The organism is Acetobacter okinawensis JCM 25146, assembly GCF_000613865.1.
Classification (GTDB): Bacteria; Pseudomonadota; Alphaproteobacteria; order Acetobacterales; family Acetobacteraceae; genus Acetobacter; species Acetobacter okinawensis.
This window is the reverse complement of sequence record NZ_BAJU01000034.1, coordinates 1-24,833: the sequence shown is the minus strand read 5'-3', so window position 1 is coordinate 24,833 and position 24,833 is coordinate 1. Positions and strand designations below refer to the sequence as shown.

The following is a 24,833-nucleotide window of genomic DNA, read 5'->3' as shown; positions in this document are numbered from 1 at the left end:
AATGGCTCCGCCCTCGCGCCGGCAAGGGTGCGCGTCAGCGCGCTGACGCCGCCCGATGGTGTCCCCGATCTTCCTGCGCTGCTCTCCGTGCAGACCGGGAGATACCCCTCCCCATCGGTCGCCGTTGCCGTTGCTACCCCGCTGCTCGCCGCGAGGCAGAGGAACAGCGGGGGCTGTTCCTCGCGGAACAAAGGGCAAAGACCATGACCGGCAACACCACCACGGCGACCGATTTCCGTAACACCATCCTCAACGGCGACAGCGTGCAGCTTATGCGCGCACTACCCCGCAATGCGGTGGATTTCATCCTGACAGACCCGCCTTACCTGGTGAACTATCAGGGCCGAGACGGGCGGAAGGTTCGCAACGACGACAATGCGCGCTGGCTCCGGCCGGCCTTCAACCAGATGCATCGTGTCCTGAAATGGGGCGGGTTCGCTGTTTCGTTCTATGGCTGGAACCGGATTGATTTATTTGCCGAAGCATGGAAGGCGGCGGGGTTCCGCATGGTCGGACATATCGTCTTTCGTAAGTCCTATTCGTCCTCTTCCCGGTTTCTCCGGTATGAACACGAAAGCGCCTACCTGCTGGCCAAGGGCAATGTGACACCACCCGTGAAGCCTATCCCGGACGTGATCGACATGCCCTATTCGGGCAACAAGCTGCATCCGACCCAGAAGCCGGTAGCGGTGCTGCTGCCCTTGGTGGAAGCGTTCTGCCCAGTGGGCGGTTTGGTTCTGGACCCATTCGCCGGTTCGGGTTCGTCGCTGGTGGCGGCGCAGCATCTTGGCCGTGACTGGCTGGGTATGGAACTGGACTCGGACCATGCAGCCACGGCAACCCGTCGGCTGGCCTGGCACGCGGCGAAGAAAATAGCGGCGTAGGAAGTGAACGCCGCAGGGCCGAGAATTCGGTTCTGCGGTGCCCCCTTCCTTGGCCTGTCTGTCCGCACAAATTTGCGCCGATCCGACTGCGCGGATCGGCGACGGGAAGATGGAAAATAAGCGCCGCTCGCCGGGCGAGTGCCCGGCTCGCGGAATATTCCGGCGCGCGCGGACAAGCGCCATAACGTCGTGCGATCTCGTTACGAGATCGACATATCTCCAAATACAGTCTGCACAAAATCTTCCCATTGCGCATCCTGATGTTCCTGCTGCCCGAAGCAGGCGCAAGAGGAAGGGTAACGCGATGCCGATATCAGATTGGCAGTCGCCGGCCGCTTACGAACATGCACAAGACATTGCTGCTGCCGGCATGGCCTGGGAATATCTTCGACGTGACGACGATTATCGTCGCGCGTTCCAAAAGATGAAAACGCTTCCGGCTCCGAAGCCAGGGGGTAGCAAAGCCTTTTCCGAACGATGGGGTTTGCGATTTCCCTGTCGATCCGTCGCAGCCTGCCGGCCGCACGCCTGTTTTCTGGATACCGGAACTTTCGCCTGATGTGATCGAACTGCGCGAGGTTTTGGCGAATGCGGATGATCCGGCCGTCATGCCGATCAACCTCGCGGACTTGCCGGACCTCGTTGCGCGGCTGGATGACGGTGATGCGTGGCACGGTTTTTGGCCGCCCGGCGCGTCGTCACATCAATTCTGGCTCCCGACACACCCACCGGATGGACGCGCCACCTATGTCGTGATCCTGCCGCTTGATAAGCTTCTGGAGCTTCGTGTCGAAGCGGGGCTGCGTTTATGGCGCGCGCTGGTCGGCCGGTCCGAGGGCAGGCGGCGTCACGATTTCCCGCAGCAGACGCGGGATCGACATATCCTGATGCTCAGGGCATTTGACGGTCGGGCAGACGGTGCGAGCTATCGCAAGCTCGCCGAAGTTTTACTCGGGTTTCGCGGCAGGAAGGCTGATTGGGAAAACGACCCTCGCAAGAATCAGGTTCGTCGCCTTGTTGCTGATGGTCGGTATTACGTTCGAGGAGGCTATCGTAATCTGCTGTGCTACCCAATCAGGCTTTCTGAACGGTGAGGCTTAACCAAAGCGCGAGAACTACTGCAATCTTATTCCAGAGGTCTATGATATAGAGTGAAAAATACTCCATATCATAGACCGGCATCATTCAATCAGAATTGAAATTCTGCATGAATGACATCATTGACGCAGCTTTGATCTCATCATTATGGGAAGAAGATCTGATATAAAATTTCTCGTCATAAGCCTCTGGATTATTTGAAACACGTTTAACTTTAAACATATATATCGTTTTTTTGTAATAAAGAAAAGAAACTATTCCTTTTTTTATATTAATTTTTAAGGAGTCACTTATGGGTTCTTTTTCTATTTGAGAAATTATTTTTTGCTCATATTCATCCGTGCTATTATTGAATTTACGCTTTACTTCTTCATCTACGCCGAAAATAAAGAAATTCTTATATTCTTCATGTGTTGTGCCGTATATTTCCTCGTATTGAACGCAAGCTTGAGCGTTATTTGTAATTCCTAAGATGATATAGCATTCTTCCTTTGTTGAGTTAATCATCGCAGATGCTGTTTTGGCAATTTTTCGATATAACTTTTGTTATATCTTTTGTGTGTTCCGTGGAAATTTCCGTTAGACTAATTTTGAAATCATAACAATTTTGCTCTGTATATGATGCTGTTAATATATTATCTAATCTGTATATAGAATTTCCAGTTGGATTATCGTTAATATCTCTTTCCGAAGTGTGAGGACGTATAAGGCCCGCAATTGAATCGGACAAACGTTCTCTTTCGTCTTTCGTAATCCTATCTTGCCGTGAAAGAGATTTTAGGTGCAAGTTAAAGCAATTATCCAGAGATTTTGATAAATTCATGTAATTTACTATGCGTCTATTTTCCTTTATTATAACTTTATACATACTTATAAATATAATTTGAAAAACATCTTTGGATTTTTCGTGTTTTCCTCTGTATACGAGAGAAGAGAATGTTTTTCCGCATCGAGATATTATTGATTCTATTTCATGAATAATAAATATGAATATATTCTTAACATTATCAAGCCCTTTTCTATTTAATGATAAAGTGAATTCTTCATTCAAATTAGTTTCTGGTTTGTATAAAGAATTAAGAAAATATGATGTATTGTCTGATTTAATTTCATCTATTATATAAGAAATAACATATGCAACTAGTTCCTCATCTCTTGATGATCTTATGTTTTCTTTGTTTATAATGTTATTTTTTACCCAAAAAATATCATCAATATTAATTCCATAGGGTAGTTTTTTGTTGCTTATGCTTATATTTTTTATATGTTTTATGTCAATATAATTGGAGTGAGAACAATCTCCTCTAATCTCTGCTGAGCAAGAGTTAATTACATCGACAACATCTCCAGTTGCTCCGGCCTGTCGAACATCTTGCTGAGAAAGAGTTTTCCCTCCGGTATTGATTCTCCTAAATATTTCATCTAGTTTTTCAGGAGAGTCTGCGCTGTATATTGAGAATGGAATTGGGTATGATAATAATTCATTGCATTCATCAAGAGATAATTTTGGTTCTTGTTGTATGAGAAGATTTTCTTCCATATATTTTTTTTGTTTGTGCAATACTTGATAAATCAAAAAACTTTCCGTTAACGGAGAATTCGTTTTCTATGAAAGATATGACAGAGTTTAACCTCTGCATTCCATCTAATATTTCCACATGATGCTCATCATCATTTTTTTTGCTATGTGCTGTTAATATCATCGGAATAGGAAATTTTTTCATTATAGAATCAATGAGCTTTTCCTTTTCTTCGATGCTCCATACTAGTTTTCTTTGATATCTTCTATTTATTAAATAAAATCCTTTTGTATAATTCAAATATATATGTTGTATTGATTCGCTATTTATACTTAAACTTATGGTCATTTATTGAACTCCAAATTACTAATAATTTATTTCTATCCAATGTACGAAATTGAATAGAAATAAGGTTCGTGTTTACACAAATTTTATCGATCGATTTTATTTATTCAATTTTCTTATTTTGCATTTTTTCTCTCTTTGAGCTGTAGTTGAGTAATTTTTTCAGTATCCTCTGCTGGAGTGCTTAAATCAACCTTCCCTGATTCCGGCACTCTCCTGACCGCCGATCCTCCGCCACGGTTCGCCATGGCCCGCTGTCGTGACCGACAGCCGCCGAACCCAACCGGAGGCCCGATCATGCTCGATCCCAAGACGGGGTTGCCCCCCCGCTTCCTGCGCACGCCCGATGCGGCGCGCTTCCTCGGCATTTCCATCCGCACGCTGGAAAAGCACCGCACCTACGGCACCGGCCCGACCTATCGGAAGATTGGCGGCCGCATCGTCTATACCCTCGACGACCTTCAGGGCTGGACCGAGAACGGTGTCCGTCGCTCCACGACCGATGAGACACCCTGCCGTGTCTTTCCCGCCCGTCCGCTGACCCCGGCCGAAAAGGCGACCCTTTGAATGAGCGGCGTCATGCCGCAGCGCGGCCAGCACGAGCGGGAGAGCGAGCGGCTGCGCCTCGATCCCTTCGTGATCGCGGGCGGGGATGCCAGCCCCCGCGACCAGCGCGACCTGATGGAGCGGCCGTTCTTTTCGCTCTCCAAGGTAAAGCGTGTCGCCCCGATCCTCTACGAGGCCGGCGGTCAGCGTGTCGAGATTCACGGCCTGGCCGAGCACGGCATGGCGACGATCTGGGATGCCGATGTGCTGATCTGGGCCGCCTCGCAGATTGTCGAGGCCGAGAATGGCGGCCTCAGGACATCCCGCTTTCTGCGCTTCACCCCGTACCAGCTTCTGACGGCCGTTGGCCGCGCCACGGGCGCGCGGGACTACCGGCTGCTCAAGGCTGCATTCGCCCGGCTGCAATCAACCGTGATCCGTACCACCATCCGCAACGGCGAGCACTGGCGTCGTCATCAGTTCTCCTGGATCAACGAATGGGAGGAACGGACCACCCGAGATGGCCGTGTCGAAGGCATGGAGTGCGTCCTGCCCGACTGGTTCTATCGCGGCGTCATCGACCGCTCGCTGGTCCTTACCATCGACCCGGCCTATTTCCGCCTGACCGGCGGCATCGAACGCTGGCTTTACCGCGTCGCCCGCAAACATGCCGGGCATCAGAAGCAGGGCTGGCTGTTCGAGATCGCGCATCTCCATGAAAAATCCGGCAGCCTGGCGCGTGTCTCAGATTTCGCGCTCGACCTGCGGCGCATCGCCGCCCGCCAGTCGCTCCCCGGCTATCGCCTCGCGATCCGGCGCGAAGGACGGCGGAAACTGCTGCATATTCGTCCCGTCAATTTATCCACAGTGCCTGTGGATGACGGTGTGGATGGACACGGGATTTCGGGCGCAGGGACTATCGGGACTTCGGGCGCATCACTATCGGGATTTCAGGCGCACGAACCCCAGTTAAGTCTTTGGCCTGAAAAGCGGAATCGCGCTGCTAACTTAGAATCTAACTTAGACTCTAACTTTTTGATGTTGGGGCGACCGGTTACCGACCGTGGTGCCGGTGCCGCCGACAGGCCGCATGATCCGCACGCGTGTGGTCCTTCTCCCACGCCGGGAGAAGGGCCATGACCAGCATCAGAATGCTCCGTGCGCGGGGCAACGCCCTGCCGTTCGCCCGCGACGCATTGACCCATGTCGAATTGACCCACATCGACAAGCGCGTCGAGAACTGGGTCAGGTTTGGCCATAAGGCTCAGGAACAGATCCTCGACCGCCGCCGTCGTATCTTCTCCTTCCGTTCCGGCAGCGTCTTCGCCTTCGTCCGCTGGGCGGCCAACGATTTCGGCACGGTCGCGTCGCGCATCGACATCCTGCGCGCCGTGGCACCGGGAGAACCCTGCCAGACCGTGCCTTTCGTCCGGCCAGGCGGTGAAATCCTGCTGCGGGTCACGGGCTGGCCGAAGGTGCAACAGGTGCTCCGCCATATTGACGCGGTGGAAGAGGCCAGCATCGACGTCTGCGCGGTCGCCCCCGATTATTGGCGGCATGTCGGCAACCGGCTGAACGCAGGCGAACAACCGCGCCCCTACACGATGGCACGTCATCGGGCCTGGCTCAGACGGCGGGAGATCGTGCCATGACCCGCTTCGGCTATGTCATGGCAACGTATTTTGCCGCGATGGGCGTCGCCGTCGCGTCCATCGTCCGGTGCCGGTGAAGCTGCTCTGGAACGCATCCGCCAGCACGCCCCTCGGCCTCTACGGCCTTGCCGCACCGAATGGGCTGAAGGTCGGCGATCTGGTCGCCGTCAGGCCGCCGAAGCCGCTGGCCGATTTCATGGTCGGGCGCGGCTATATCGGGCGGAATGTGCCGCTGCTCAAACCTGTTGCGGCGCTGCCGGGGCAACAGGTGTGCCGTGTCGGGCGCACTGTCACGGTTGATGGCGTAAAGCTCGGCGAAGCACAGGAACGCGATCGGCGCGGGCGCGTGTTGCCGGTCTGGCAGGGCTGCCGTCGTATCGCGCCGGATCAGATTTTCCTCATGAACCCAGCCATCCACGACAGCCTGGACGGCCGCTATTTTGGCCCGCTTTCGCGCGGTGCCGTGATCGGCCGGGCGACGCCGCTCTACACCGACGCGCACAGCGACGGTCATTTCGTCTGGCACGGCCTGTTCGCTGACAGGACGATGCCGTCCTTCCCCAACATCGCTATGGAGACTTCCCATGCCGCAAATCGGTAGCTTCACGCGCGACGAGACCGGCTTTGCCGGACGCATCCAGACCTTTCTCGGCTCTCATGAGATCGTCATCGTGCCAGCCGAGAAGTCGGACTCCGACAACGCTCCGGATTATCGCGTCCATCGCGACGACGAAGATGGCCCGGAGATCGGTGCGGGCTGGAAACGCACCGGAGAACGGGCCGGCGATTACGTTGCCTTGCTGATCGACGATCCGCTTCTCCCGCAGCCGTTGCGCGCCAATCTGTTCCGTGACGGCAGCAATGGCGGTCTCTGGTCGTTGCACTGGAGCCGCCCCCAAAAGCGCGACGGGCGGGACTGATGTCATGCGCAGTCAGACCCTGATCGTGTGTTTGTTAGCAGCGGGATGTCTCGTGTCCACGTCGCCAGTTGCTGTATCGGCGCAGACAATCGACACCCCGTATGTCGCCGAGATCGCTGAGGCTGCGCGGCGTTTCGGCATTCCGGTGACCTGGATCAGGGCCGTGATGGGTGCCGAGAGTGCAGGTGATCCGGGCGTCGTTTCATCGGCAGGCGCGATGGGCTGATGCAGATCATGCCCGGCACATGGGCGGATCTGCGCGTCCGGCATCATCTCGGGCGCGATCCCTACAACCCGCGCGACAACATTCTGGCGGGCGCGGCCTATCTCCGCGAACTGCATGATCGCTACGGTTCGCCGGGTTTTCTCGCCGCCTATAACGCCGGTCCCGATCGCTATGAAGCGTCTCTGGCAGGGCGTCCGCTGCCGTTGGAAACACGCGCTTATGTTGCCGCCGTTTCGCCGATCATCGCAGGTGGCGGCGATGTTTCTGTCATGATCGCGGCGGCTGATCGGTTTGCCTGGACCCGTGCGCCGCTCTTCACCGCGCAGCCGGATCACAGTGGGGCGGTCGCGTCTGTGCGCAATATGTCGGGCATTATGCCGCGATCGGATGGCCTGTTCGTCGCGGGTGGCGGTATGGGATCGCGACCATGATGGCGATGTGCAGGGCAGGGGGTGGAGAGGCGGAAAGAGGGCAGAAGAGGGAGCGCAAGATTAAAGCGGATGGCACCCCATGGGTCCGATCCGCAGGGCAAGCCCTTGTCTGCACATTGTTTTGGGTGGCACCCCCTTTGAGGGGGTATGGTGCCGCCACAGGCGGCAAAGTCAGTTTCCGCCCCGTTTTTCGCGGCACTCTTGCCTGTTTTTGGCAGTTTCGGATGAATCGGCGGCCGTGAGCGCGGATGACGATACCCGCTTCCGCCCGAGGCCGGGCCGCATCCGTGCCGACACGCCGAAGGTGGGTCGTGCCAGGAGCTTCCTGACCAGGGTGCGCACGGTCACGCGCCAGCAGCAGGCGGCGACCGGGCGGGAGCGGACGTCCCCGAGGTGGCGGTCCCGGACATGCACCGAAGGGGGAGGGAAGCATCGCGTCCGGACGTGGTGTGCGGCGTGGACGCGGGGCGACGTTCGTGCGTGCCCGGAACCTCTCGAATGGCTGGAGCCATCGCCGGCCGGGCAGTCGTCGTGTCGTCGTCAAATCCCGTTCCGTCCGTGCCGCCGGGCGAAACGGCAAGGCCGCTGCCCATCTTCGCTATATCCAGCGCGACGGCACCGCTCGCGACGGCGAGCGCGGACGGCTCTATTCGGGGACGGAAGACCGTGCCGATGGCGATGCGTTTCTCGATCGCGGCTGCGATGACCGTCATCAGTTCCGCTTTATCGTCTCGCCCGAGGATGCCGGGAATCTCGTCGACCTGACGGGCTACACCCGCGACCTGATGGCGCAGGTTGAAGCCGATCTGGGCACGAAACTCGATTGGGTTGCGGTCAACCACCACAATACCGGCCATTCGCATGTGCATATCGTCGTCAACGGCCGTGACGATCTGGGCGAGGATCTGGTCATCAATGGCGATTATCTCGCCAACGGCATACGCGAACGGGCGGGCGAACTGGTCACGCTGGAACTCGGCCCCGTCACCGAGATTGAGCAGCGTCGCAAGCTGGTCGCCGAAATCAACCAGGATCGTTTTACCCGCATCGACCGGGCGATGCTCGCGGAAGCCAATGACCGCTTTCTCGATGTGCGCCACGAGCCTGACGATCCTCGTGGCCAGGCGGACCGGACGCTGCGCCTACGCCGTCTTGGCAAGCTGGGCGATATGGGTCTCGCCACGGAACATATGTCCGGCGTGTGGGAATTGAGCGAGCGGCTGGAGCCGACGCTGCGCGAGATGGGCGAGCGCGGCGACATTATCCGCACGATGCAGAAGGCGCTCCGGGCGGAGGGCGTCGAGCGCGACCCGATGAGTTTTGCAATCCATGATGCGGCACCTGCGTTACCGATCGTCGGTCGCGTCATCGACAAGCACCTCTCCGATGAGTTGGGCGAGGAACTGACGCTGGTGGTCGATGGGATCGATGGTCGCACGCATCATGTCGCGGGCATGGATGCGGCCCGTGTCGCGGAGACGCGGATTGGTAGCATTGTTGAAATTGGGCCGCCTGACAGCGCCGGGCGTCCTTCCGATCGCGCGATTGCCGGCATGGCCGAGGGAGGTATTTATCGGCCGAGCCGTCATCTGGAACAGGCTCGGTTCGAGGGGCGCGTACCGGGTGGCGACTATGACGGTTTTGTCGCCTCCCATGTTCGGCGGCTGGAGGCCCTGCGCCGGGCCGGTATCGTCGAACGGATCGACGCCGACCAGTGGCGTATTCCCGAGGATTTCACCAGCCGTGCTGCTGCCCACGATGCGGGGAGGGGCGGACGGGATAATATACGTGTCCTTTCGACCTTCGATCTGGGCAGCCAGGTCGGCGCGGATGGCGCGACCTGGCTCGACCGGCGGTTGGTCGGAGGTGTTGTGTCCGATCTGGTGCCTGCCGGCTTCGGGGAACAGGTGCGCGAGGCGATAGAGCAGCGGCGGGAGAGGTTGATCGAGCAGGGGGATGCGGTCCGTCGACCTGACGGGCGCGTGAGCTACCGGCGCAACCTGATCGCCACACTTCAGGATCGGGAGGTTGCTCGTATTGGGGCAGACTTGGCCGCCACGAAACACATGCCGTTTCGTGGCGCTGCTGATGGCGAGACGGTCAGCGGTACGTTTACCGGTACCGCTCAGCTATCGAGCGGGAAGTTCGCCATTGTCGAGAAGTCCCATGAGTTCACGCTGGTCCCGTGGCGGCCTGTAGTCGATCGCCACCTCGGTCAGGAGGTGACAGGCGTTGTGCAGTGGATCGGTGTCGTGGCAGTTGGGGCGAAATAGAGAGCTTGAATTGTAACGGATTCAGCAGGGGTTGTTAAAGCTTGGATTTTACGATTGTGCTTCTTTGATAAGCCAATTTGCAAAAATCTGAGTTGAACCGCCACTTAATTTGATCGGTTCTGGCAGGATCAGACAGAATGTCTTGGAAACCAAATTTCCCTCAGGCCAAGGCGCGATCAGACGACCGTCCGTCAGTTCTCTTTCGACATAGAGGCGCGGCACGAGTGCAACGCCAAGGCCGGCCAATGCAGCCTCGATCAGCATTATATGTAAATCGTAACGGGCACCGATCGCGGGGTTCGTCAGTGTGATCCCGGTTTCCCGTGCATATCGTTGCCAGGCGTCCGGGTTTTGCCGTCGATGCAGGCGCGGCAAATCATCCAGTGTCGTCGCCCCATCCTGTCCAAAAGCGTGGGATGGCAAACGGGCACCAGCACTTCATTCAGCAGGTGGTGTGTCCGCATTCCCGTCCAGGCCGGATGGTCGAAATGGATCGCGGCGTCGAAACCGCTGCCGGCAAGGACAAAGGGTTCCATCCGCTCTGCGAGATGTACCGTGACGTTTGGATGTAGTTCTTGAAACCGTCCCAATCGAGGAATGAGCCACCGCGTTGCGAAAGTCGGGATGGTGGCGATATCGAGGCTCGCGCCATCGCTGGGTTGCCCCATCAGCACCTGACTGTCTCGTTCCAAGCGGTCGAGTGTCTCGCGAACTTGAGCGGCATAGCGCTCTCCGTTCGGTAAAAGCCGAACACGATTTCCGATGCGCTCGAATAGTATGACGTCGAGGAAGGCCTCGAGCCGGGCGATCTGACGGCTGATCGCTCCTTCGGTCAGGGCTAGTTCATCCGCTGCACGGGCAAAACTGCCATGACGAGCGGCAGATTCGAAGGCCATGAGCGCGGAGTTACTTGGTATCTTGCGGCGCATGAGCGGTTCCCGACTCATTTCTTTGGTCAATCCCGCCGTGACATTAGGTCACTGAAGGATGATCCAATATCGATATATATGCTGAGATTGTCCGATTACCATGACAAACAATCAACCAGAGATGTGGTCAGGCCATGTTAACGGTTCCGGTCAAGGGATGTCAGATGATCTACACGGTGGAATGCAGTTTTGCCGATCCGCGCAGCGAAGCGGAATGGAACGACTTCTACAGCTTGGACAAGTTGCCGGCTTTGGTTTCGGTCAGCGGCTTTCATACGTCCCAGCGTTTCAAGGCGTTGCGCGAAGGTTGCCCTGTCTATCTTGCCATGCACTCGGTTGACGGCCTCGATGTCCTGACAAGTGAAGAGTATCGTCAGAAGGGCGGTGGCAATTTCGCGCGGTGGCAGCCCCACATTACCGACTGGCATCGCAATCTTTACGCTGGTCTTGATCGCGCTTCCTCCGTCGGGCCTGACGAGATTCTGGCGATGAGCGAGAAAGGCCCGGAATCCTTGATCCGCTTGGGCTTAGCCTTCAACGAACTGCACGCGGTCGCGTTGGAAAAATTCCCAGAATATCGATGGCTCGCCAGGTTGAAGCGCTCCCAGACGTTCGAGCTCTGCCGACGGATATTCATCTCTATGAGCCGATGACCGCACAGTTGGTCAATTCCGAAGATACTGTTTCCAGAAAGCCTCGGCAGGCCAGCGATGCCTAACGTTACGCTTTTTATATCGCAGGAAAAGATGCCGTCGGAAGAGACACTTACGATGCTCACTCAGGAATGCACAGCGCTTTGCACGGACCTCCTTGGGGCAGCATTGGACAAGGTGCATATCATCTACGTCGCCGTCCGGCACGGTCGTGGACATCCGGTTTTTGCCGAAATTCAATTTCGGCTGGAAGTGTTTCGAACAGCTTCTGTCATGGAAAAGTTCATGGAGGAAATCGGTGACAGCATAAAGCGCAATACGGACCTTTCCGCCCGTATTCGCTGCTTTGGATATCCGACCGAAAACATTCACGCCCGCAACTGAATGACTGCCAGGCGGAGAACTCAGGAGAGAATAATGTCGGCTACACAATTCCCCTTCCAGAAAGTCGGAGATTTCACGATCACGGCGATCAGCGATGGCAATCTGAGCGCCAGCCTGGATCTCCTCTCGAATATCGATCCCCCGGATGCTGCGCGGATGGAAGAGGAAGCGGGGGTGAAGGACACCTCCGCCATTCATATAAACTGCTATCTGGTACGCGGGGGTGGTCGCACGGTCCTGATTGACGCTGGGGCTGGTGGTTTCAAGCAGTGGGGAGGCCTTTTGGCATCCAATCTTCCACAGGCCGGAGTGCAGCCTTCCGGGGTCGACACGATTCTGCTGACCCATGCTCATCCAGATCATGTTGCTGGGCTTTTGGATAAAAACGGGGAGGCCGTCTTTCCGAATGCCGAGCTGGTCGTCCATAAGCGAGAAATCGAGTTCTGGCAGGATGACGGCAATCTGAGCCGCGCAAGCGAGCGGGCGCGTGGGAATTTTCTCATGGCGCGTCAAATATTCGAGAATTATCGAGACAGGTTACGTCTTTTTGAAGGAGGCGAGGTGTCCCCCGGCCTGACGGCTGCGCCGCTTCCGGGACATACGGCGGGGCATACTGGCTATCGCCTTGAATCCGGCGGTCGAAACCTTCTGATCTGGGGAGACATCGTTCATTTCCCAGAGATTCAGATTCCACGTCCGGATGTGTCGATCGCTTTCGACCTGGACCCAATTCTCGCAGCTGAGACACGGACACGACTGCTTGACCTCGTGAGTTCTGAACGGTTGCTGATTGCTGGAATGCATCTTCGCGAACGTGGTTTTGGACGCATTGAGCGAAGAGGTCAGAGTTACAGCCTTGTCTATGAGGATGAATAAAAGAAGGAAAAGGTAAATGTTGTTCTCAAAGCTCGGCTCCACTGGCCTTGATATTTCGCGTCTCTGCTTGGGGTGTATGACTTTCGGAGAACCGGGTGCCGGCGTTCATAATTGGACGATTGGCGAAGCTGATAGTCGGCAGATTATCAGGCGAGCAGTCGAGTGTGGGATCAATTTTTTCGATACTGCGAATAGCTACTCAGCCGGCACCTCTGAAGTGATCGTTGGTAAGCTCCTTAAGGAATATACCCGTCGAGACGAAGTAGTTATCGCCACAAAGGTCTTTTTTCCTGAACAGATGCTGGAAGGGAATGCTGCTCCTAATCGCAAGGGTCTCTCGCGCAAAGCGATCATGACTGAGATTGATGCCAGCCTGACGCGCCTTGGAACCGATTATGTCGATCTCTATCAGATCCACCGTTGGGATTATGGAACGCCGATCGAAGAGACGATGGAGGCGCTTCATGATGTCGTAAAGGCCGGCAAGGCCCGATATATCGGTGCTTCATCAATGTTCGCATGGCAATTCGCTAAAGCGCAGGAGACGGCGCGCCTCAACGGATGGACGCGCTTCGTCACCATGCAGAATTATCTTAATTTGCTCTATCGGGAAGAAGAACGCGAAATGATTCCGCTGTGCGCGGATCAGGCGTGGGAATCCTGCCGTGGAGTCCCTTGGCGCGTGGGCGGTTGGCACGCCCCGTTGGCGAGCAGACGAAGCGGAGCGAAAGCGATGCTTTCGGCCAGACGCTTTTCGCCGCGACGGAAGAGGCAGATAACGCAGTAATCAGCGCCGTCGAACGTGTCGCTGCTGCGCGTAGCATACCGATGGCACAGGTGTCGCTTGCTTGGGTTCTGGCCAAGTCCGAGGTGTCAGCTCCAATCGTTGGTGCTTCTAAATCACCTCATCTCGACGATGCTATAGCTGCCTTGGAGATCATGCTGAGCAGTGACGAGGTTGCGGCATTGGAAAGGGATTACTTGCCGCATCCTGTAGCTGGATTTGAATAAATAGATCTGATTTCCAAGGAGGTCGTTGTGACATGCGTCGAACGCGGCACGTTCCGGAGATCAAAGGAGTTGCAGGCGGCAGGATACCGTTGATTTCACTTGTCCAGATGCTGGTGCTTGCCGAGCATCTGAACTTCCATCACGCCGCAAATGCACTCGGTGTTGCTCAATCGAGCGTCAGCACCCGAATCAAGGCGCTGGAAGAGACGTTGGGTCTTACCCTGTTTGAGCGGCGTCATCGCGGGGTCCGGCTGACTGAGGCCGGGCGCCGCTTCGTTGCGGAGGTTTCGGCTGGTATCGAGCAGATCGACCATGCTGTCAGGACGGCAGGCGCGATTGCCGACGGCATGGTCGGGCGCCTCGCGATTGGACTGCACGGTTCGATCGCGACAGGATTTCTCGCCGATTTGCGCAGGCGCTATCGCGCAGCCCACCCGGCAATCGAGCAGAGCATCATCGAAGGACCGTCGTCACATACTCTCGCCATGATACGCGACGGCAAGCTCGATGTGGCTTTTATCATCAATGTTTCCAATGTGCCTGACTGCCACAGTCGGCACCTCTGGAGCGAGGCCCTGGTGATCGCTCTTCCGGCTGCGCATCCGCTTGCGGCTGTGGAATCCCTCGCCTGGGCAGATATCGTCACGGAAGCCTTTCTCGTCCGGCAGGGGGGCGCCGGGCCGCAGCTCTTCGAACATATCGTCCGGCGCGTGGCCGAACATGGACGATCGCCGCGCCTTCAGCGGCGCGATGTCGGGCGGGACACGTTGATGCATATGGTTGCCGCAGGAGAAGGGATCACGCTGACCCACGAAGCAGGGAGCCATATGCCATTTCCCGGCGTCGTCTTCCGTCCGATCGACGACGAGAAGGAACACGCCCGGTTCAGCGCGGTCTGGTCGCCTCAGAACCGCAGCCCCGCGCTGCGTAATCTTCTGGATCTCGCCACACATATGAGTCGTGTGGATGGTTTGACCATGCGGGGTCAAACCATGTCATCATCGTTGCCAGTCAAGATACCGGGACATTACGAAACGGGCGGTGCACCTTTATGAAGCGTCGGCCTGTCGAAACAGCCTGTTACCAGGAGGAAAATCCCAATGACCCTTGAAACCTTCCGTTAGATCTACGGTCTCGACGACAGCCCGTCACCCCTAGACCGGGCAGTACTGATCCTGATCGACATCCAGCGCGAATATCGCGACGGGCGGGTATCGCTCGCCAATGTCGATGCGGCGGCGGATGAGGCCGGGCGGCTTCTTGCCCTTGCGCGTCGCAATGGCGTGCCGGTCATCCATATCGCCCATGACGCGGGGCCGGGCGCTCCCGCCTTCGCCAACGATGGACCGTATCGCGATTTCCTGCCGCAGGTAACACCCCGAGAAGGGGAGACGGTTCTGTTCAAGACCCATGCGAATGCGTTTATCGGCACCGGGCTTGCGGACCGGATCGAGGAGACAGGTCGGAACGAGGTCATCATCGCTGGTGATACGGTCGGTGTCTGTGTATCCACCACCGCCCGCGCAGCGGCGGAGGAGTACGGCCTGCGCGTGACCCTTGTGGCAGATGCCATTGCCGCGCGCGATGTCGCTGATCCGCTGGGTGGAACGATCGCGGCCGAAACCGTGCGTCGCGTCGCCCTGGCCGAGCTGGCGGATATGTTCGCCGTCGTCGTGAAGGACAGCACCGCGTGGAAGGAGTGAGGGCGTCTTTTCTCCTCAGCCGGTCAGCGCGAGCTGGCCGGGACAGCTTTCAATAACGCGCCCGGTTCCACGTCCAGTGCCTCTGCAATTTTTCCCAGGATCGTAACGCTTGCCGATACGTCCGCGCGTTCGATCGCCCCGACATAGCGGGTGCTCAGGCCAGAGCGATCGGCCAGCTCTTCTTGCGTCATGTCCCTGTCATGACGCATCCGACGCAGGTTGACCGCCATGACCTCTTTGAGGTCCATGCCATCATCGAGACCTGCGTCGGAACGATCGTTCCAGGAATGATCGTTCCTATTCGTCCCAGCCCGTGGTATTATACCCGTCCGGTGGGGGCTTTTCCGTGCTGTGTGCGAGACGGACGAGAAGATCCGCGCTGGAAACGCCGAGAATGGCCGTTATGTCCACGAACTCGATGACATCGATTCGGCGCTCGCCATTCTCGTATTTGGCGACGAAGGATTGTGGCTTCCCGAGTGCGGCCGCCAGTTCCGCTTGCGTCATACCGCCGGTCTTGCGCGCTTCTGTAAGAAGCGATTGCAGCAAAAGCTGCCGGGGTGTGCGCAGGGATTTCTTCACGCGAAACAGCTCTCCGATGGGCAGGGGAGCCGTTCCGATAATCCTGATTTGGGATTATCCCATTTTAGGATATGGTTGACTGCAATCCTGCTGGAGGGCTGTCGGATGACAGCAAGACCCGAACTGGACCCCGATGTCGATGACCTGGCGCCGACCGTGCCGGAGATCACGACCTATGACGAAATTCATTTCATCACCTATCTCCGCCTGCTCGATGCCGAGGCGGATCGGGCGGACTGGGCGGAGGTGGCGCGGATCGTGCTGCATCGCGATCCGGCGGACGCAGAGCGCACGCGCATCTGCTGGGAAAGCCATCTTGCCCGTGCGCGGTGGATGACGAAGATCGGCTACCGGAAGATTCTCGAACAGGCCGCGATCGACGCCCGCGCAACCCGACACTGACCGTCCTTTTTCTACGCCGTGGTATCCGGCAGCACGATCGTCCCTCATTATATATTGCCCGCCGCCGGGTCGCCCCTTCTCTGATCGGTTTTACTCCTCAAGCCGATTGGAGCCCCGATGTCCGGAAGCCGTGTCCTGTGGGGGCAGGTCGTCCTCGTTCTGCTGATCGTCTTCGTCGCCATCTGGAGTGCCACGGAATGGACGGCCTGGCGTCTCGGCTTTCAGCCCCAGCTTGGTGCCCCCTGGTTCTTGGTGGCGGGCTGGCCGTTTTACGATCCGCCGGCATTCTTCTGGTGGTGGTATTTCTACGACGCCTACACCCCGTCGATCTTCGTGACGGGCGGGTATATCGCGTCGTCCGGCGGCCTCATCGCCATCGTCGTTGCCATTGGCCTGTCCGTCCTCCGGGCGCGGGAAGCCCGCAACGTCGCCACATATGGCTCGGCTCGCTGGGCGGATGCTGCCGAGGTGAAGGAAGCCGGGCTGCTCGACCCTGACGGTGTGGTGCTGGGCCGATGGGATCGGGACTATCTCCGGCATAATGGTCCCGAGCATGTGCTGTGTTTCGCGCCGACCCGTTCGGGCAAAGGCGTCGGGCTGGTCGTGCCAACGCTGCTGACATGGCCGGGTTCGGCCATCGTTCATGACATTAAGGGTGAGAACTGGGGCCTGACCGCCGGATTTCGTGCGCGCCACGGGCGCGTGCTGCTGTTCGACCCGACCGATCCGGCGTCTTCTCCCTACAACCCGCTGCTGGAAGTCCGGCGTGGTGACAAAGAGGTACGCGACGTCCAGAACATCGCCGATATCCTCGTCGATCCCGAAGGTGCTTTGGACCGGCGGAATCATTGGGAGAAAACCTCGCATTCCCTGCTGGTCGGCGCGATCCTGCATGTCCTCTACGCCGAGCCAGACAAGACGCTGGCCGGTGTCGCCAATTTCCTCTCCGATCCCAAGCGGCCGGTGGAGGCAACGTTGCGTGCCATGATGTCCACGCCTCATCTGGGCAAGGCGGGCGTGCATCCCGTCATTGCTTCTTCGGCGCGAGAGTTGCTCAACAAGAGCGACAACGAACGGTCGGGCGTGCTGTCCACCGCCATGTCGTTCTTGGGTCTTTATCGCGATCCGGTGGTGGCAAAGGTGACGGCACGGTGCGACTGGCGCATCGCGGATCTGGTGTCCGGCCGTCAGCCCGCCAGTCTCTATCTTGTTGTGCCCCCATCCGACATTGCCCGCACCAAGCCACTGATCCGGCTGATCCTGAACCAGATCGGCCGGCGGCTGACGGAGGATCTGCATGTCGCCGCCCATCGGCACCGGTTGCTGCTGATGCTCGATGAGTTTCCCGCTCTCGGTCGGCTGGATTTCTTCGAGAGCGCGCTGGCCTTCATGGCGGGTTACGGGATCAAATCCTTTCTGATCGCGCAGAGTCTGAACCAGATCGAAAAAGCCTACGGCGCGAACAACAGTATTCTCGATAACTGTCATGTCCGTGTTGCCTTCGCCACCAACGACGAACGCACCGCCCGGCGGGTGTCGGACGCGCTCGGCACCGCGACCGAAATGCGTGATTCCACCAATTACGCGGGCCACCGGCTGTCGCCCTGGCTCGGGCATCTCATGGTGTCGCGACAAGAAACGGCACGACCGCTGCTGACGCCTGGCGAGGTGATGCAGCTTCCACCAACCGATGAACTGCTGCTGGTCGCGGGCGTCGCCCCCGTTCGCGCGAATAAGGCGCGCTATTACGAGGATGCGCGGTTCATGGAGCGTGTCCTGCCGCCCCCGGCTACCGGAACTCAACTCCCGTCCGCTCCTCCGTCCGATGACTGGTCAGAGCTGGAAGCAGTCACCTCACCAGGAGGGCTGGCACCTGATGGCGGCACGAGCGCTGATGGCGATTCAGCCAATGCCGGCATCCGCCGCGAACCGGAATTGCCGGAGCATGAGGACGTCGTACCGCCCGAGCGTCCGGGTATGCAGGAGTTCGATGTGCTCGACGACGAGCTGGATGTCGATGCCGCCAGGGCGCGCACCATACGCCAGCAGGCCCGCTCGGTTGCGCGGCAGGCGACGATGGACCCGGCCGACGGCCTTGATCTGTGAGGATGCCCATGCCGAGCAAGACCCGCATGAATGTGTATTTCGAGCCGGAGCTTCTGAAGCAGGTCGAGGCGCTGGCACTGCGGCGCAACGTCTCAAAATCGGCGGTGATCGAAGTGGCCGTCGCGTCCTTTCTCTCGGCCGACGCCTCGGAGCGGCTGGAGGCGGTGTTCGCCCGTCGCATGGACAGGATCGACCGCCAGATCGCCGGGATGGACGAAGACGTCGCCATTATGGGCGAGACGCTGGCACTGTTCATCCGTTTCTGGCTGACCGTTACTCCGCCACTGCCTGACAGTGCCCAGGCATCGGCCAGGGCGAAAGGTGTCGATCGCTTCGAGGGGTTTCTGCAATCGCTCGGGCGGAAACTGGCGACCGGAGATCGGTTTCTCAGGGAATTGTCGCGGGACATCGACACGCGGCGCAATGGCGGTGAAGACCCCCAGTAATTGTCAGATTGCGTGGGTCTGCCGTAAGGATTCGTCAATCCCGCCGATCGCCGCCGTTTCCGCGCGATGACCGCACGGTGCGCAATAGTTGTTGAATCGAGCCGAAATGGCCCTCCTTTAATCATCCCCGTATGGGGACCATCTGTTCCGGTCCCGTTCGAGCGGGGGTCAGATGGCGGTTTCTCACCATAATTCGGAAAGTCAGGCACGCGGCATTTCCATGCTGCGCACGGCGATGGGACCGGCGATCGCGGGGCATCTGGCCGACCCTGCCGTGGTCGAGGTGATGCTTAATCCGGACGGGCGGCTGTGGATCGATCGTCTGTCAGAGGGGCTGTCCGACACGGGTGAAACCATCACCCCCGCTGATGCGGAGCGTATCGTGCGTCTGGTCGCGCACCATGTCGGGGCGGAGGTGCATGATGCAGCCCCGCGTGTGTCGGCCGAACTCCCGACCGGCGAACGGTTTGAGGGATTGCTTCCGCCTGTGGTCACAGCGCCCAGTTTTGCCATCCGCAAGCCCGCTGTCGCCGTGTTCACCCTCGACGATTACGTTGAAGCCGGGATCATGACAGAGGGGCAGGCCCGTTTCCTGCGTGAGGCGGTTGCGGCCCGGAAGAACATTCTGGTCGCGGGTGGCACGAGCACGGGCAAGACCACGCTGGTCAACGCCCTCCTGGCCGAGGTCGCGAAAACCGGCGATCGCGTCGTCCTGATCGAGGACACGCGCGAACTGCAATGCGCGGCCCCCAACCTCGTGTCGCTCCGCACGCGAGATGGCATCGTGACCCTGTCCGAACTGGTGCGCTCGGCTCTGCGCCTGCGGCCTGACCGTATCCCGATTGGCGAGGTGCGCGGTCCCGAGGCGCTGGATCTGCTCAAGGCTGGGGCACGGGTCATCCCGGTGGGATTGGCACGCTGCATGCCGGCACCGCCATCGGTGCCGTGCATCGCATGGAGCAACTGATCCAGGAGATCGTGGTCACCGTGCCCCGCGCGCTGATCGCCGAAACGATCGACGTGATCGCGGTCCTGTCCGGGCGGGGCACGCAGCGCCGGTTGTCCGAACTCGTCACCGTGGACGGGCTCGATCCCGCCACAGGCGCTTATTGCATCCATCCCTTCCAGCATTCGGGAGAACCCCAATGAACCTCACGCTGTTCCGCGTGCGTCGGCACGCGCCTGTCCTTTCCGCCGTGCTGCTACTGTCCATCGCATGGTGCTCCTCGGCCTTGGCGTCCGGCTCCGACATGCCGTGGGAGGAACCACTCAACCAGATCCTGGAATCCGTGCAGGGGCCGGTAGCGCGTATCGTGTCGGTGATCATCATCACCGTGACCGGCCTGACCCTGGCCTTCGGCGAAACCTCGGGCGGGTTCCGTCGCCTGATCCAGATCGTCTTTGGCCTGTCCATAGCCTTTGCCGCCAGCTCGTTCTTCCTGTCGTTCTTCTCCTTCTCCGGGGGAGCACTGATCTGATGGCCACCGGATATGACGATGACGCGGTGCCGGGTTTTCATGTCCCGGTGCATCGGTCGCTGACCGATCCGATCCTGTTGGGTGGCGCACCCCGTACCTTGGCCATCGCCAACGGCACGCTGGGGGCTGCGATCTCGCTGGGGCTGCGGCTCTGGCTGGTCGGCGCGGTGTTCTGGATCGTGGGGCACAGCCTCGCGGTCTGGGGCGCCAGGCGTGATCCGCTGTTCGTGGAAGTCGGGCGGCGGCATCTTCGCTACCCCGCCTGGCTCCGGGCATAGGGAGGGGCAGGGCAATGATGTCCCTTGGCGAATATCGCAATCGGAATTCCCTCCTGTCGGATTTTCTCCCATGGGCTGCGCTCGTTGAGAAAGGCGTTGTTCTGAACAAGGATGGCAGCTTCCAGCGCACGGCAAAGATACGCGGTCCCGATCTCGATAGCGCCACGCCTGCCGAACTGGTCGGTGTGACCGGGAGGCTGAACAATGCCCTGCGCCGCCTCGGTTCCTGCTGGGCCGTATTCGTCGAGGCGCAACGCGTCCCGGCGACGCTCTATCCCGAGAGCGATTTCCCGGATGCGGCCAGCCAGATGGTTGATCTGGAACGTCGGGAGCAGTTCGAGGATGAGGGCGCGCATTTCGAAAGCCGCTACTTTCTCACGTTGGTCTGGCTGCCTCCTGCGGAATCATCAGGCCAAGCCGAGCGTTTTCTGTATGAGGGCAGGGAGCGCGATGGCCCCGATCCGCAGGGGATGCTCCATGCGTTCGTGGACCGCACGGACCGAATGCTGGCTCTGCTGGACGGGTTCATGCCCGAGGCCGCATGGGTCGATGACGGGGAGACGCTCACGTACCTGCACAGCACCATTTCGACCCGCAACCAGCGTGTGCGTGTACCGGAGATCCCCATGCATCTGGATGCGCTGCTGGTGGACCAGCCGCTTTCGGGCGGTCTGGAGCCGAAACTCGGGGACGCTTTCCTCAAGACCCTGACGATAACAGGCTTCCCGTCGCGGACCTTCCCGGGAATTCTGGACGACCTGAACCGGTTGGCCATGCCCTATCGCTGGTCGACGCGCGCCATTCTGCTCGACAAGACCGACGCCACGAAGGTGCTCACCCGCATTCGGCGGCAGTGGTTCGCCAAACGGAAGTCGATTGCGGCCATCGTGCGCGAGGTCATGACCAACGAGGCATCCGTTCTGGTCGATAACGACGCCGCCAACAAGGCCGCCGATGCCGATCTCGCGCTCCAGTCGCTGGGTGCGGACGATGTGGGCCAAGCCTATATCACCGCGACCGTCACGGTCTGGGACGGCTCTGCATCCCTCGCGGCCGAGAAGTTGCGTCTGGTGGAGAAGATCATCCAGGGCCGCGATTTCACCTGCATGCCGGAAAGTCTTAACGCGGTGGAAGCCTGGCTCGGGAGCCTGCCGGGCCATGTTTATGCCAATGTCCGTCAGCCACCGGTTTCGACATTGAACCTCGCGCACATGATCCCGCTTTCCGCCGTGTGGGCGGGGCCGGAACGCGATACCCATTTTCGTGCTCCCCCGCTGTTCTATGGCAGGACGGCGGGTGCCACGCCGTTCCGCTTCAGCCTTCACGTCGGCGATGTCGGTCACACGCTGATTGCCGGCCCGACAGGGGCGGGGAAATCGGTGCTGCTGGCTTTGATGGCGTTGCAGTTCCGTCGCTATGCGGGTTCGCAGATTTTCGCCTTCGATTTTGGTGGTTCCATGCGCGCGGCAACGCTCGCGATGGGTGGGGACTGGCACGATCTCGGGGGTGGGTTGTCGGACGGCGACATAGAAACCGCCACCGTCGCCCTTCAGCCGCTGGCGTGGATCGATGATCCCGACGAGCGCAAGTGGGCCAGTGAATGGCTGGGTCAGATTCTGATCGGTGAGGGCGTAACGCTGACGCCGGACATCAAAGCCCATCTCTGGTCCGCCCTGAATTCCCTGGCATCGTCGCCGGTACCAGAACGCACGATCTCCGGTCTGGTGGCGCTACTCCAGTCCAACGCGCTCAAGCAGGCATTGGCGCCTTACTGCCTGGGTGGTCCTTATGGTCGCCTGCTCGATGCGGACGCCGAGCGCCTGGGGGACGCCGATGTGGTGGTGTTCGAAACCGAGGGGCTGATCGGCTCCGGGGCGGCATCCTCGGTTCTCTCGTATCTGTTCCACCGCATCGAGGGGCGCCTCGACGGGCGACCCACGCTGCTGGTGATCGACGAGGGCTGGCTTGTTCTGGATGACGGCGATTTTGCCGGTCAGCTTCGGGAATGGCTGAAAACGCTGCGCAAGAAGAATGCGAGCGTCATCTTCGCAACCCAGTCCCTGTCCGATATTGCCAATTCACCCATTGCGCCAGCGGTGGTGGAAAGCTGCCCGACGCGGATCTTCCTGCCCAACGAGCGCGCCATCGAGCCACAGATCATGGCGCTCTATCGCGACTTCGGCCTCAACGACCAGCAGATCGCCATCATCGCCCGCGCGGCGTCCAAGAGGGAATATTACTGCCAGACCCAGCGGGGAAACCGGCTGTTCGAACTGGGCCTCGGCCCCGTCGCTCTGGCGTTGTGTGCCGCGTCCGGCAAAGACGATCATCGATTGATCGATAGCGTGCTGGCGGAACAGGGGCGGGATGGTTTCCTGTCCGCCTGGTTCGAGGCACGCGGCGTCACATGGGCGGCCGATTTTCTGCGGGAAGGGGGTATGCCGTGAGATATCGTCTGATTCCTGCCGTAGTAGTCATTACTTTTACGGTTTCATCTTCTCCACCTGTCCACGCGCAATGGGCGGTGTATGACGGCGCGAACCACGTCGAGAACGTGCTGATCGCGGCCCGGACGCTCCAGCAGATCGATAATCAGATCACGTCGCTGGCCAACCAGGCACAGATGCTGGTCAATCAGGGACGTAATCTGGCGAGCCTGCCGCTTTCGACATTGTCATCGTTGCAATCAACGATTTCCCAGACCACGGCGCTGCTCGCGCAGGCGCAGAATATCGCTTACAGCGTCCAGTCCGTCGAGCAGCAATACCAGCAGGCGTACTCGTCCGTGTCCTCTGGCATGTCTGACAGCGCGCTGTTCAGCCAAGCGCAAACGCGATGGCAGAATTCCGTGGGTGGGTTTGAGGATGCCCTGAAATTGCAGGCCCGCGTGGTTGGGAACATCCCGAGCGACAGTTCGGCCATGACGCAACTGGTCTCGGCCAGCCAGATGTCCACCGGGGCGTTGCAGGCCGCCCAGGCCGGCAACCAGCTTATGGCCCTGCAATCCCGACAACTGTCCGACATTCAGGCCGAACTGGCCGCCAACGGCCGCGCCACGGCCCTGCAACAGGCGCGCGACGCCGCGACGGAAGCGGAAAGTGACGCGCAGTATCAGCATTTTTCTCAGCATGATGCCTACGTGCCGGGAGCGGTGTCCATGTTCGGCAGCAATGGAAACTGATGGCCATGGCCACGAACGATGTCGGTGTTATCGACACTTTCCTCAATACTTTCACGACCAAGATCGACAGCGGCTTTGGTCTGCTGAAAGGAAATGTGGTTTCGCTGGCCGGAACACTTTCCGTGCTGGATATCGCACTGGCCGGGCTGTTCTGGGCGTGGGCGGCGGATGAGGACATCATCCAGCGTCTGGTGAAGAAGACGCTGTATATCGGCTTCTTTGCTTTCCTGATCAACAATTTCGACCATCTTGCGAAGGTGGTGTTCGACGGCTTCGCCGCCATGGGGCTCAGGGCTGGTGGCGGAAGTCTGCCGCTTTCGGATTTTCTGCGTCCCGGTCGGCTGGCCGCGACCGGGTTCGATGCGGCCCAGCCGCTGCTGGAGTCCGTTCATAATCTTCTCGGTCCCGTCGCGTTTTTCAAAAACTTCATCCAGATCTTCGTGCTGTGCCTGTCCTGGCTGATCGTGCTGGCGGCGTTCTTTATTCTGGCCGTGCAGCTTTTCGTGGCGCTGATCGAGTTCAAGCTGACCAGCCTCGCCGGTTTCGTGCTGATCCCCTTCGCGTTGTTCAACCGGACGGCCTTCCTGGCGGAGAAGGTGTTGGGGAATGTCGTCTCCTCGGGCGTGAAGGTGATGGTTCTGGCGGTGATCTCCGGCATCGCGTCTGTATTATTCCGGCAGTTTACGACTTCTTATGGCGATGCTGTGCCCACCGTCGGACAGGCAACGTCGGTGGTACTGGCGTCACTCGCTATCGTCGGTCTGTCCATTTTTGGCGGCAGCATCGCCAATGGTCTGATCTCCGGCGCGCCCCAGCTTGGCGCGGGCGCTGCTGTCGGTACGGGTATGGCGGTGGGGAGCGATGGGGGCTGCGGCTGTCGCTGGTGTCGGAGCGGTTGCCTCTGGCGGG

At 58.9% G+C, this 24,833-nt stretch carries 24 protein-coding genes and 7 pseudogenes; 25 read left to right on the top strand and 6 right to left on the bottom strand.

Translation table 11 applies throughout. The annotated features are described in order from the left end of the window. Positions 1 to 203: 203 nt before the first annotated feature. The 3 genes from JCM25146_RS12070 to JCM25146_RS12065 all read left to right on the top strand — a co-directional run bounded on the left by JCM25146_RS12070 (position 204) and on the right by JCM25146_RS12065 (position 1,978). Complete coding sequence (locus JCM25146_RS12070; RefSeq protein WP_025828236.1) at positions 204 to 884, top strand: DNA methyltransferase; 681 nt, start codon at positions 204 to 206, stop codon at positions 882 to 884. A 109-nt stretch (positions 885 to 993) separates the two neighbouring features. Continuing rightward, complete coding sequence (locus JCM25146_RS24995; RefSeq protein ID WP_369347437.1) at positions 994 to 1,443, top strand: transcriptional regulator domain-containing protein; 450 nt, start codon at positions 994 to 996, stop codon at positions 1,441 to 1,443. 1 nt (position 1,444) lies between these two features. Continuing rightward, positions 1,445 to 1,978: a DUF2285 domain-containing protein gene (locus JCM25146_RS12065; protein WP_025828234.1), complete on the top strand. Its 534-nt coding sequence runs from the start codon at positions 1,445 to 1,447 to the stop codon at positions 1,976 to 1,978. Between the two features lie 91 nt (positions 1,979 to 2,069). On the opposite strand, the gene JCM25146_RS12055 is transcribed toward JCM25146_RS12065, so the two are convergent. The 3 genes from JCM25146_RS12055 to JCM25146_RS21620 are packed head-to-tail and all read right to left on the bottom strand — an operon-like array spanning position 2,070 to position 3,850. After that, positions 2,070 to 2,489: a hypothetical protein gene (locus JCM25146_RS12055; RefSeq protein WP_025828233.1), complete on the bottom strand. Its 420-nt coding sequence runs from the start codon at positions 2,487 to 2,489 to the stop codon at positions 2,070 to 2,072. After that, on the bottom strand, positions 2,482 to 3,522 hold the full coding sequence (locus JCM25146_RS22150) for a hypothetical protein (RefSeq protein ID WP_148299077.1): 1,041 nt from the start codon (positions 3,520 to 3,522) through the stop codon (positions 2,482 to 2,484). The genes JCM25146_RS12055 and JCM25146_RS22150 overlap by 8 nt, the downstream gene beginning before the upstream one ends. Further along, positions 3,476 to 3,850, bottom strand: coding sequence for a DUF262 domain-containing protein (locus JCM25146_RS21620; RefSeq protein ID WP_081774859.1), 375 nt, complete (start codon positions 3,848 to 3,850; stop codon positions 3,476 to 3,478). The genes JCM25146_RS22150 and JCM25146_RS21620 overlap by 47 nt, the downstream gene beginning before the upstream one ends. A 294-nt stretch (positions 3,851 to 4,144) precedes the next feature. On the opposite strand from JCM25146_RS21620, the gene JCM25146_RS12045 reads away from it, so the two are divergent. From JCM25146_RS12045 to JCM25146_RS19200, 7 genes and pseudogenes are all read left to right on the top strand, one after another. Continuing rightward, positions 4,145 to 4,414, top strand: coding sequence for a helix-turn-helix transcriptional regulator (locus tag JCM25146_RS12045; RefSeq protein ID WP_025828231.1), 270 nt, complete (start codon positions 4,145 to 4,147; stop codon positions 4,412 to 4,414). Then, positions 4,415 to 5,533 carry a replication initiator protein A gene (locus JCM25146_RS12040; protein WP_025828229.1) on the top strand — a complete coding sequence of 373 codons (1,119 nt, stop codon included), beginning with the start codon at positions 4,415 to 4,417 and terminating at the stop codon, positions 5,531 to 5,533. Continuing rightward, positions 5,530 to 6,045, top strand: coding sequence for a DUF2840 domain-containing protein (locus JCM25146_RS12035; RefSeq protein WP_025828227.1), 516 nt, complete (start codon positions 5,530 to 5,532; stop codon positions 6,043 to 6,045). The genes JCM25146_RS12040 and JCM25146_RS12035 overlap by 4 nt, the downstream gene beginning before the upstream one ends. Beyond that, positions 6,042 to 6,646: pseudogene (locus JCM25146_RS21615) on the top strand (S26 family signal peptidase). Before JCM25146_RS12035 ends, JCM25146_RS21615 begins: the two are co-directional and overlap by 4 nt. After that, the gene (locus JCM25146_RS21610) at positions 6,630 to 6,965 is read left to right on the top strand and encodes a DUF736 domain-containing protein (RefSeq protein ID WP_062809655.1); all 336 of its coding nucleotides are present in this window, start codon (positions 6,630 to 6,632) and stop codon (positions 6,963 to 6,965) included. Before JCM25146_RS21615 ends, JCM25146_RS21610 begins: the two are co-directional and overlap by 17 nt. A gap of 4 nt (positions 6,966 to 6,969) precedes the next feature. Then, a pseudogene (locus JCM25146_RS19205) lies at positions 6,970 to 7,622 on the top strand (lytic transglycosylase domain-containing protein). 785 nt (positions 7,623 to 8,407) lie between these two features. Beyond that, a pseudogene (locus JCM25146_RS19200) lies at positions 8,408 to 9,911 on the top strand (DUF3363 domain-containing protein). 32 nt (positions 9,912 to 9,943) lie between these two features. Here JCM25146_RS19200 and JCM25146_RS19195 read toward each other — a convergent pair. After that, positions 9,944 to 10,791, bottom strand: a pseudogene (locus tag JCM25146_RS19195) (LysR substrate-binding domain-containing protein). 197 nt (positions 10,792 to 10,988) lie between these two features. Here JCM25146_RS19195 and JCM25146_RS19190 point away from each other — a divergent pair. The 6 genes and pseudogenes from JCM25146_RS19190 to JCM25146_RS19180 all read left to right on the top strand — a co-directional run bounded on the left by JCM25146_RS19190 (position 10,989) and on the right by JCM25146_RS19180 (position 15,451). Beyond that, positions 10,989 to 11,477 (top strand): sugar ABC transporter, encoded by a 489-nt coding sequence (locus tag JCM25146_RS19190; protein ID WP_242401098.1) that lies wholly within the window; start codon positions 10,989 to 10,991, stop codon positions 11,475 to 11,477. 57 nt (positions 11,478 to 11,534) lie between these two features. Further along, entirely contained in the window at positions 11,535 to 11,861 is a 327-nt protein-coding gene (locus JCM25146_RS12000; protein ID WP_025828221.1) for a hypothetical protein, read from the top strand. Positions 11,862 to 11,894: 33 nt separating this feature from the next. After that, a complete protein-coding gene (locus JCM25146_RS11995) occupies positions 11,895 to 12,737 on the top strand; it encodes an MBL fold metallo-hydrolase (RefSeq protein WP_025828219.1) in 843 nt (280 codons plus the stop codon). Positions 12,738 to 12,753: 16 nt separating this feature from the next. Beyond that, positions 12,754 to 13,748, top strand: a pseudogene (locus JCM25146_RS19185) (aldo/keto reductase). A gap of 32 nt (positions 13,749 to 13,780) precedes the next feature. Next, the gene (locus JCM25146_RS11985; RefSeq protein ID WP_051544222.1) at positions 13,781 to 14,803 is read left to right on the top strand and encodes a LysR family transcriptional regulator; all 1,023 of its coding nucleotides are present in this window, start codon (positions 13,781 to 13,783) and stop codon (positions 14,801 to 14,803) included. Positions 14,804 to 14,872: 69 nt separating this feature from the next. After that, on the top strand, positions 14,873 to 15,451 hold the full coding sequence (locus JCM25146_RS19180; RefSeq protein ID WP_035372584.1) for an isochorismatase family protein: 579 nt from the start codon (positions 14,873 to 14,875) through the stop codon (positions 15,449 to 15,451). A gap of 23 nt (positions 15,452 to 15,474) precedes the next feature. Here the strand turns inward: JCM25146_RS19180 and JCM25146_RS11975 are convergent, their stop codons facing one another. Next, positions 15,475 to 15,699 carry a helix-turn-helix domain-containing protein gene (locus JCM25146_RS11975; protein WP_025828215.1) on the bottom strand — a complete coding sequence of 75 codons (225 nt, stop codon included), beginning with the start codon at positions 15,697 to 15,699 and terminating at the stop codon, positions 15,475 to 15,477. A 49-nt stretch (positions 15,700 to 15,748) separates the two neighbouring features. Beyond that, positions 15,749 to 15,958 carry a helix-turn-helix domain-containing protein gene (locus JCM25146_RS11970; RefSeq protein ID WP_242401100.1) on the bottom strand — a complete coding sequence of 70 codons (210 nt, stop codon included), beginning with the start codon at positions 15,956 to 15,958 and terminating at the stop codon, positions 15,749 to 15,751. A gap of 180 nt (positions 15,959 to 16,138) precedes the next feature. Here JCM25146_RS11970 and JCM25146_RS11965 point away from each other — a divergent pair, with 180 nt between their 5' ends. The 9 genes and pseudogenes from JCM25146_RS11965 to trbL form a co-directional block, all read left to right on the top strand. After that, positions 16,139 to 16,435 (top strand): DUF2285 domain-containing protein, encoded by a 297-nt coding sequence (locus JCM25146_RS11965; protein WP_025828211.1) that lies wholly within the window; start codon positions 16,139 to 16,141, stop codon positions 16,433 to 16,435. Positions 16,436 to 16,552: 117 nt separating this feature from the next. Next, positions 16,553 to 18,541 (top strand): conjugal transfer protein TraG, encoded by a 1,989-nt coding sequence (locus JCM25146_RS11960; RefSeq protein WP_025828209.1) that lies wholly within the window; start codon positions 16,553 to 16,555, stop codon positions 18,539 to 18,541. Between the two features lie 2 nt (positions 18,542 to 18,543). Continuing rightward, the gene (locus JCM25146_RS11955; RefSeq protein ID WP_456303744.1) at positions 18,544 to 18,987 is read left to right on the top strand and encodes a ribbon-helix-helix domain-containing protein; all 444 of its coding nucleotides are present in this window, start codon (positions 18,544 to 18,546) and stop codon (positions 18,985 to 18,987) included. 220 nt (positions 18,988 to 19,207) lie between these two features. Next, positions 19,208 to 20,136, top strand: a pseudogene (gene trbB / locus JCM25146_RS19175) (P-type conjugative transfer ATPase TrbB). Then, a complete protein-coding gene (locus tag JCM25146_RS11945; protein ID WP_025828205.1) occupies positions 20,133 to 20,465 on the top strand; it encodes a TrbC/VirB2 family protein in 333 nt (110 codons plus the stop codon). The pseudogene trbB and the gene JCM25146_RS11945 overlap by 4 nt, the downstream one beginning before the upstream one ends. After that, positions 20,465 to 20,743: a VirB3 family type IV secretion system protein gene (locus JCM25146_RS11940; protein WP_025828202.1), complete on the top strand. Its 279-nt coding sequence runs from the start codon at positions 20,465 to 20,467 to the stop codon at positions 20,741 to 20,743. The genes JCM25146_RS11945 and JCM25146_RS11940 overlap by 1 nt, the downstream gene beginning before the upstream one ends. A gap of 14 nt (positions 20,744 to 20,757) precedes the next feature. Next, on the top strand, positions 20,758 to 23,190 hold the full coding sequence (gene trbE, locus JCM25146_RS11935; RefSeq protein ID WP_025828200.1) for a conjugal transfer protein TrbE: 2,433 nt from the start codon (positions 20,758 to 20,760) through the stop codon (positions 23,188 to 23,190). After that, entirely contained in the window at positions 23,151 to 23,924 is a 774-nt protein-coding gene (gene trbJ / locus JCM25146_RS11930) for a P-type conjugative transfer protein TrbJ (RefSeq protein WP_035372581.1), read from the top strand. The genes trbE and trbJ overlap by 40 nt, the downstream gene beginning before the upstream one ends. A gap of 5 nt (positions 23,925 to 23,929) precedes the next feature. After that, positions 23,930 to 24,833 (top strand): annotated as a pseudogene (gene trbL, locus JCM25146_RS19170) (P-type conjugative transfer protein TrbL); the annotation flags it as partial.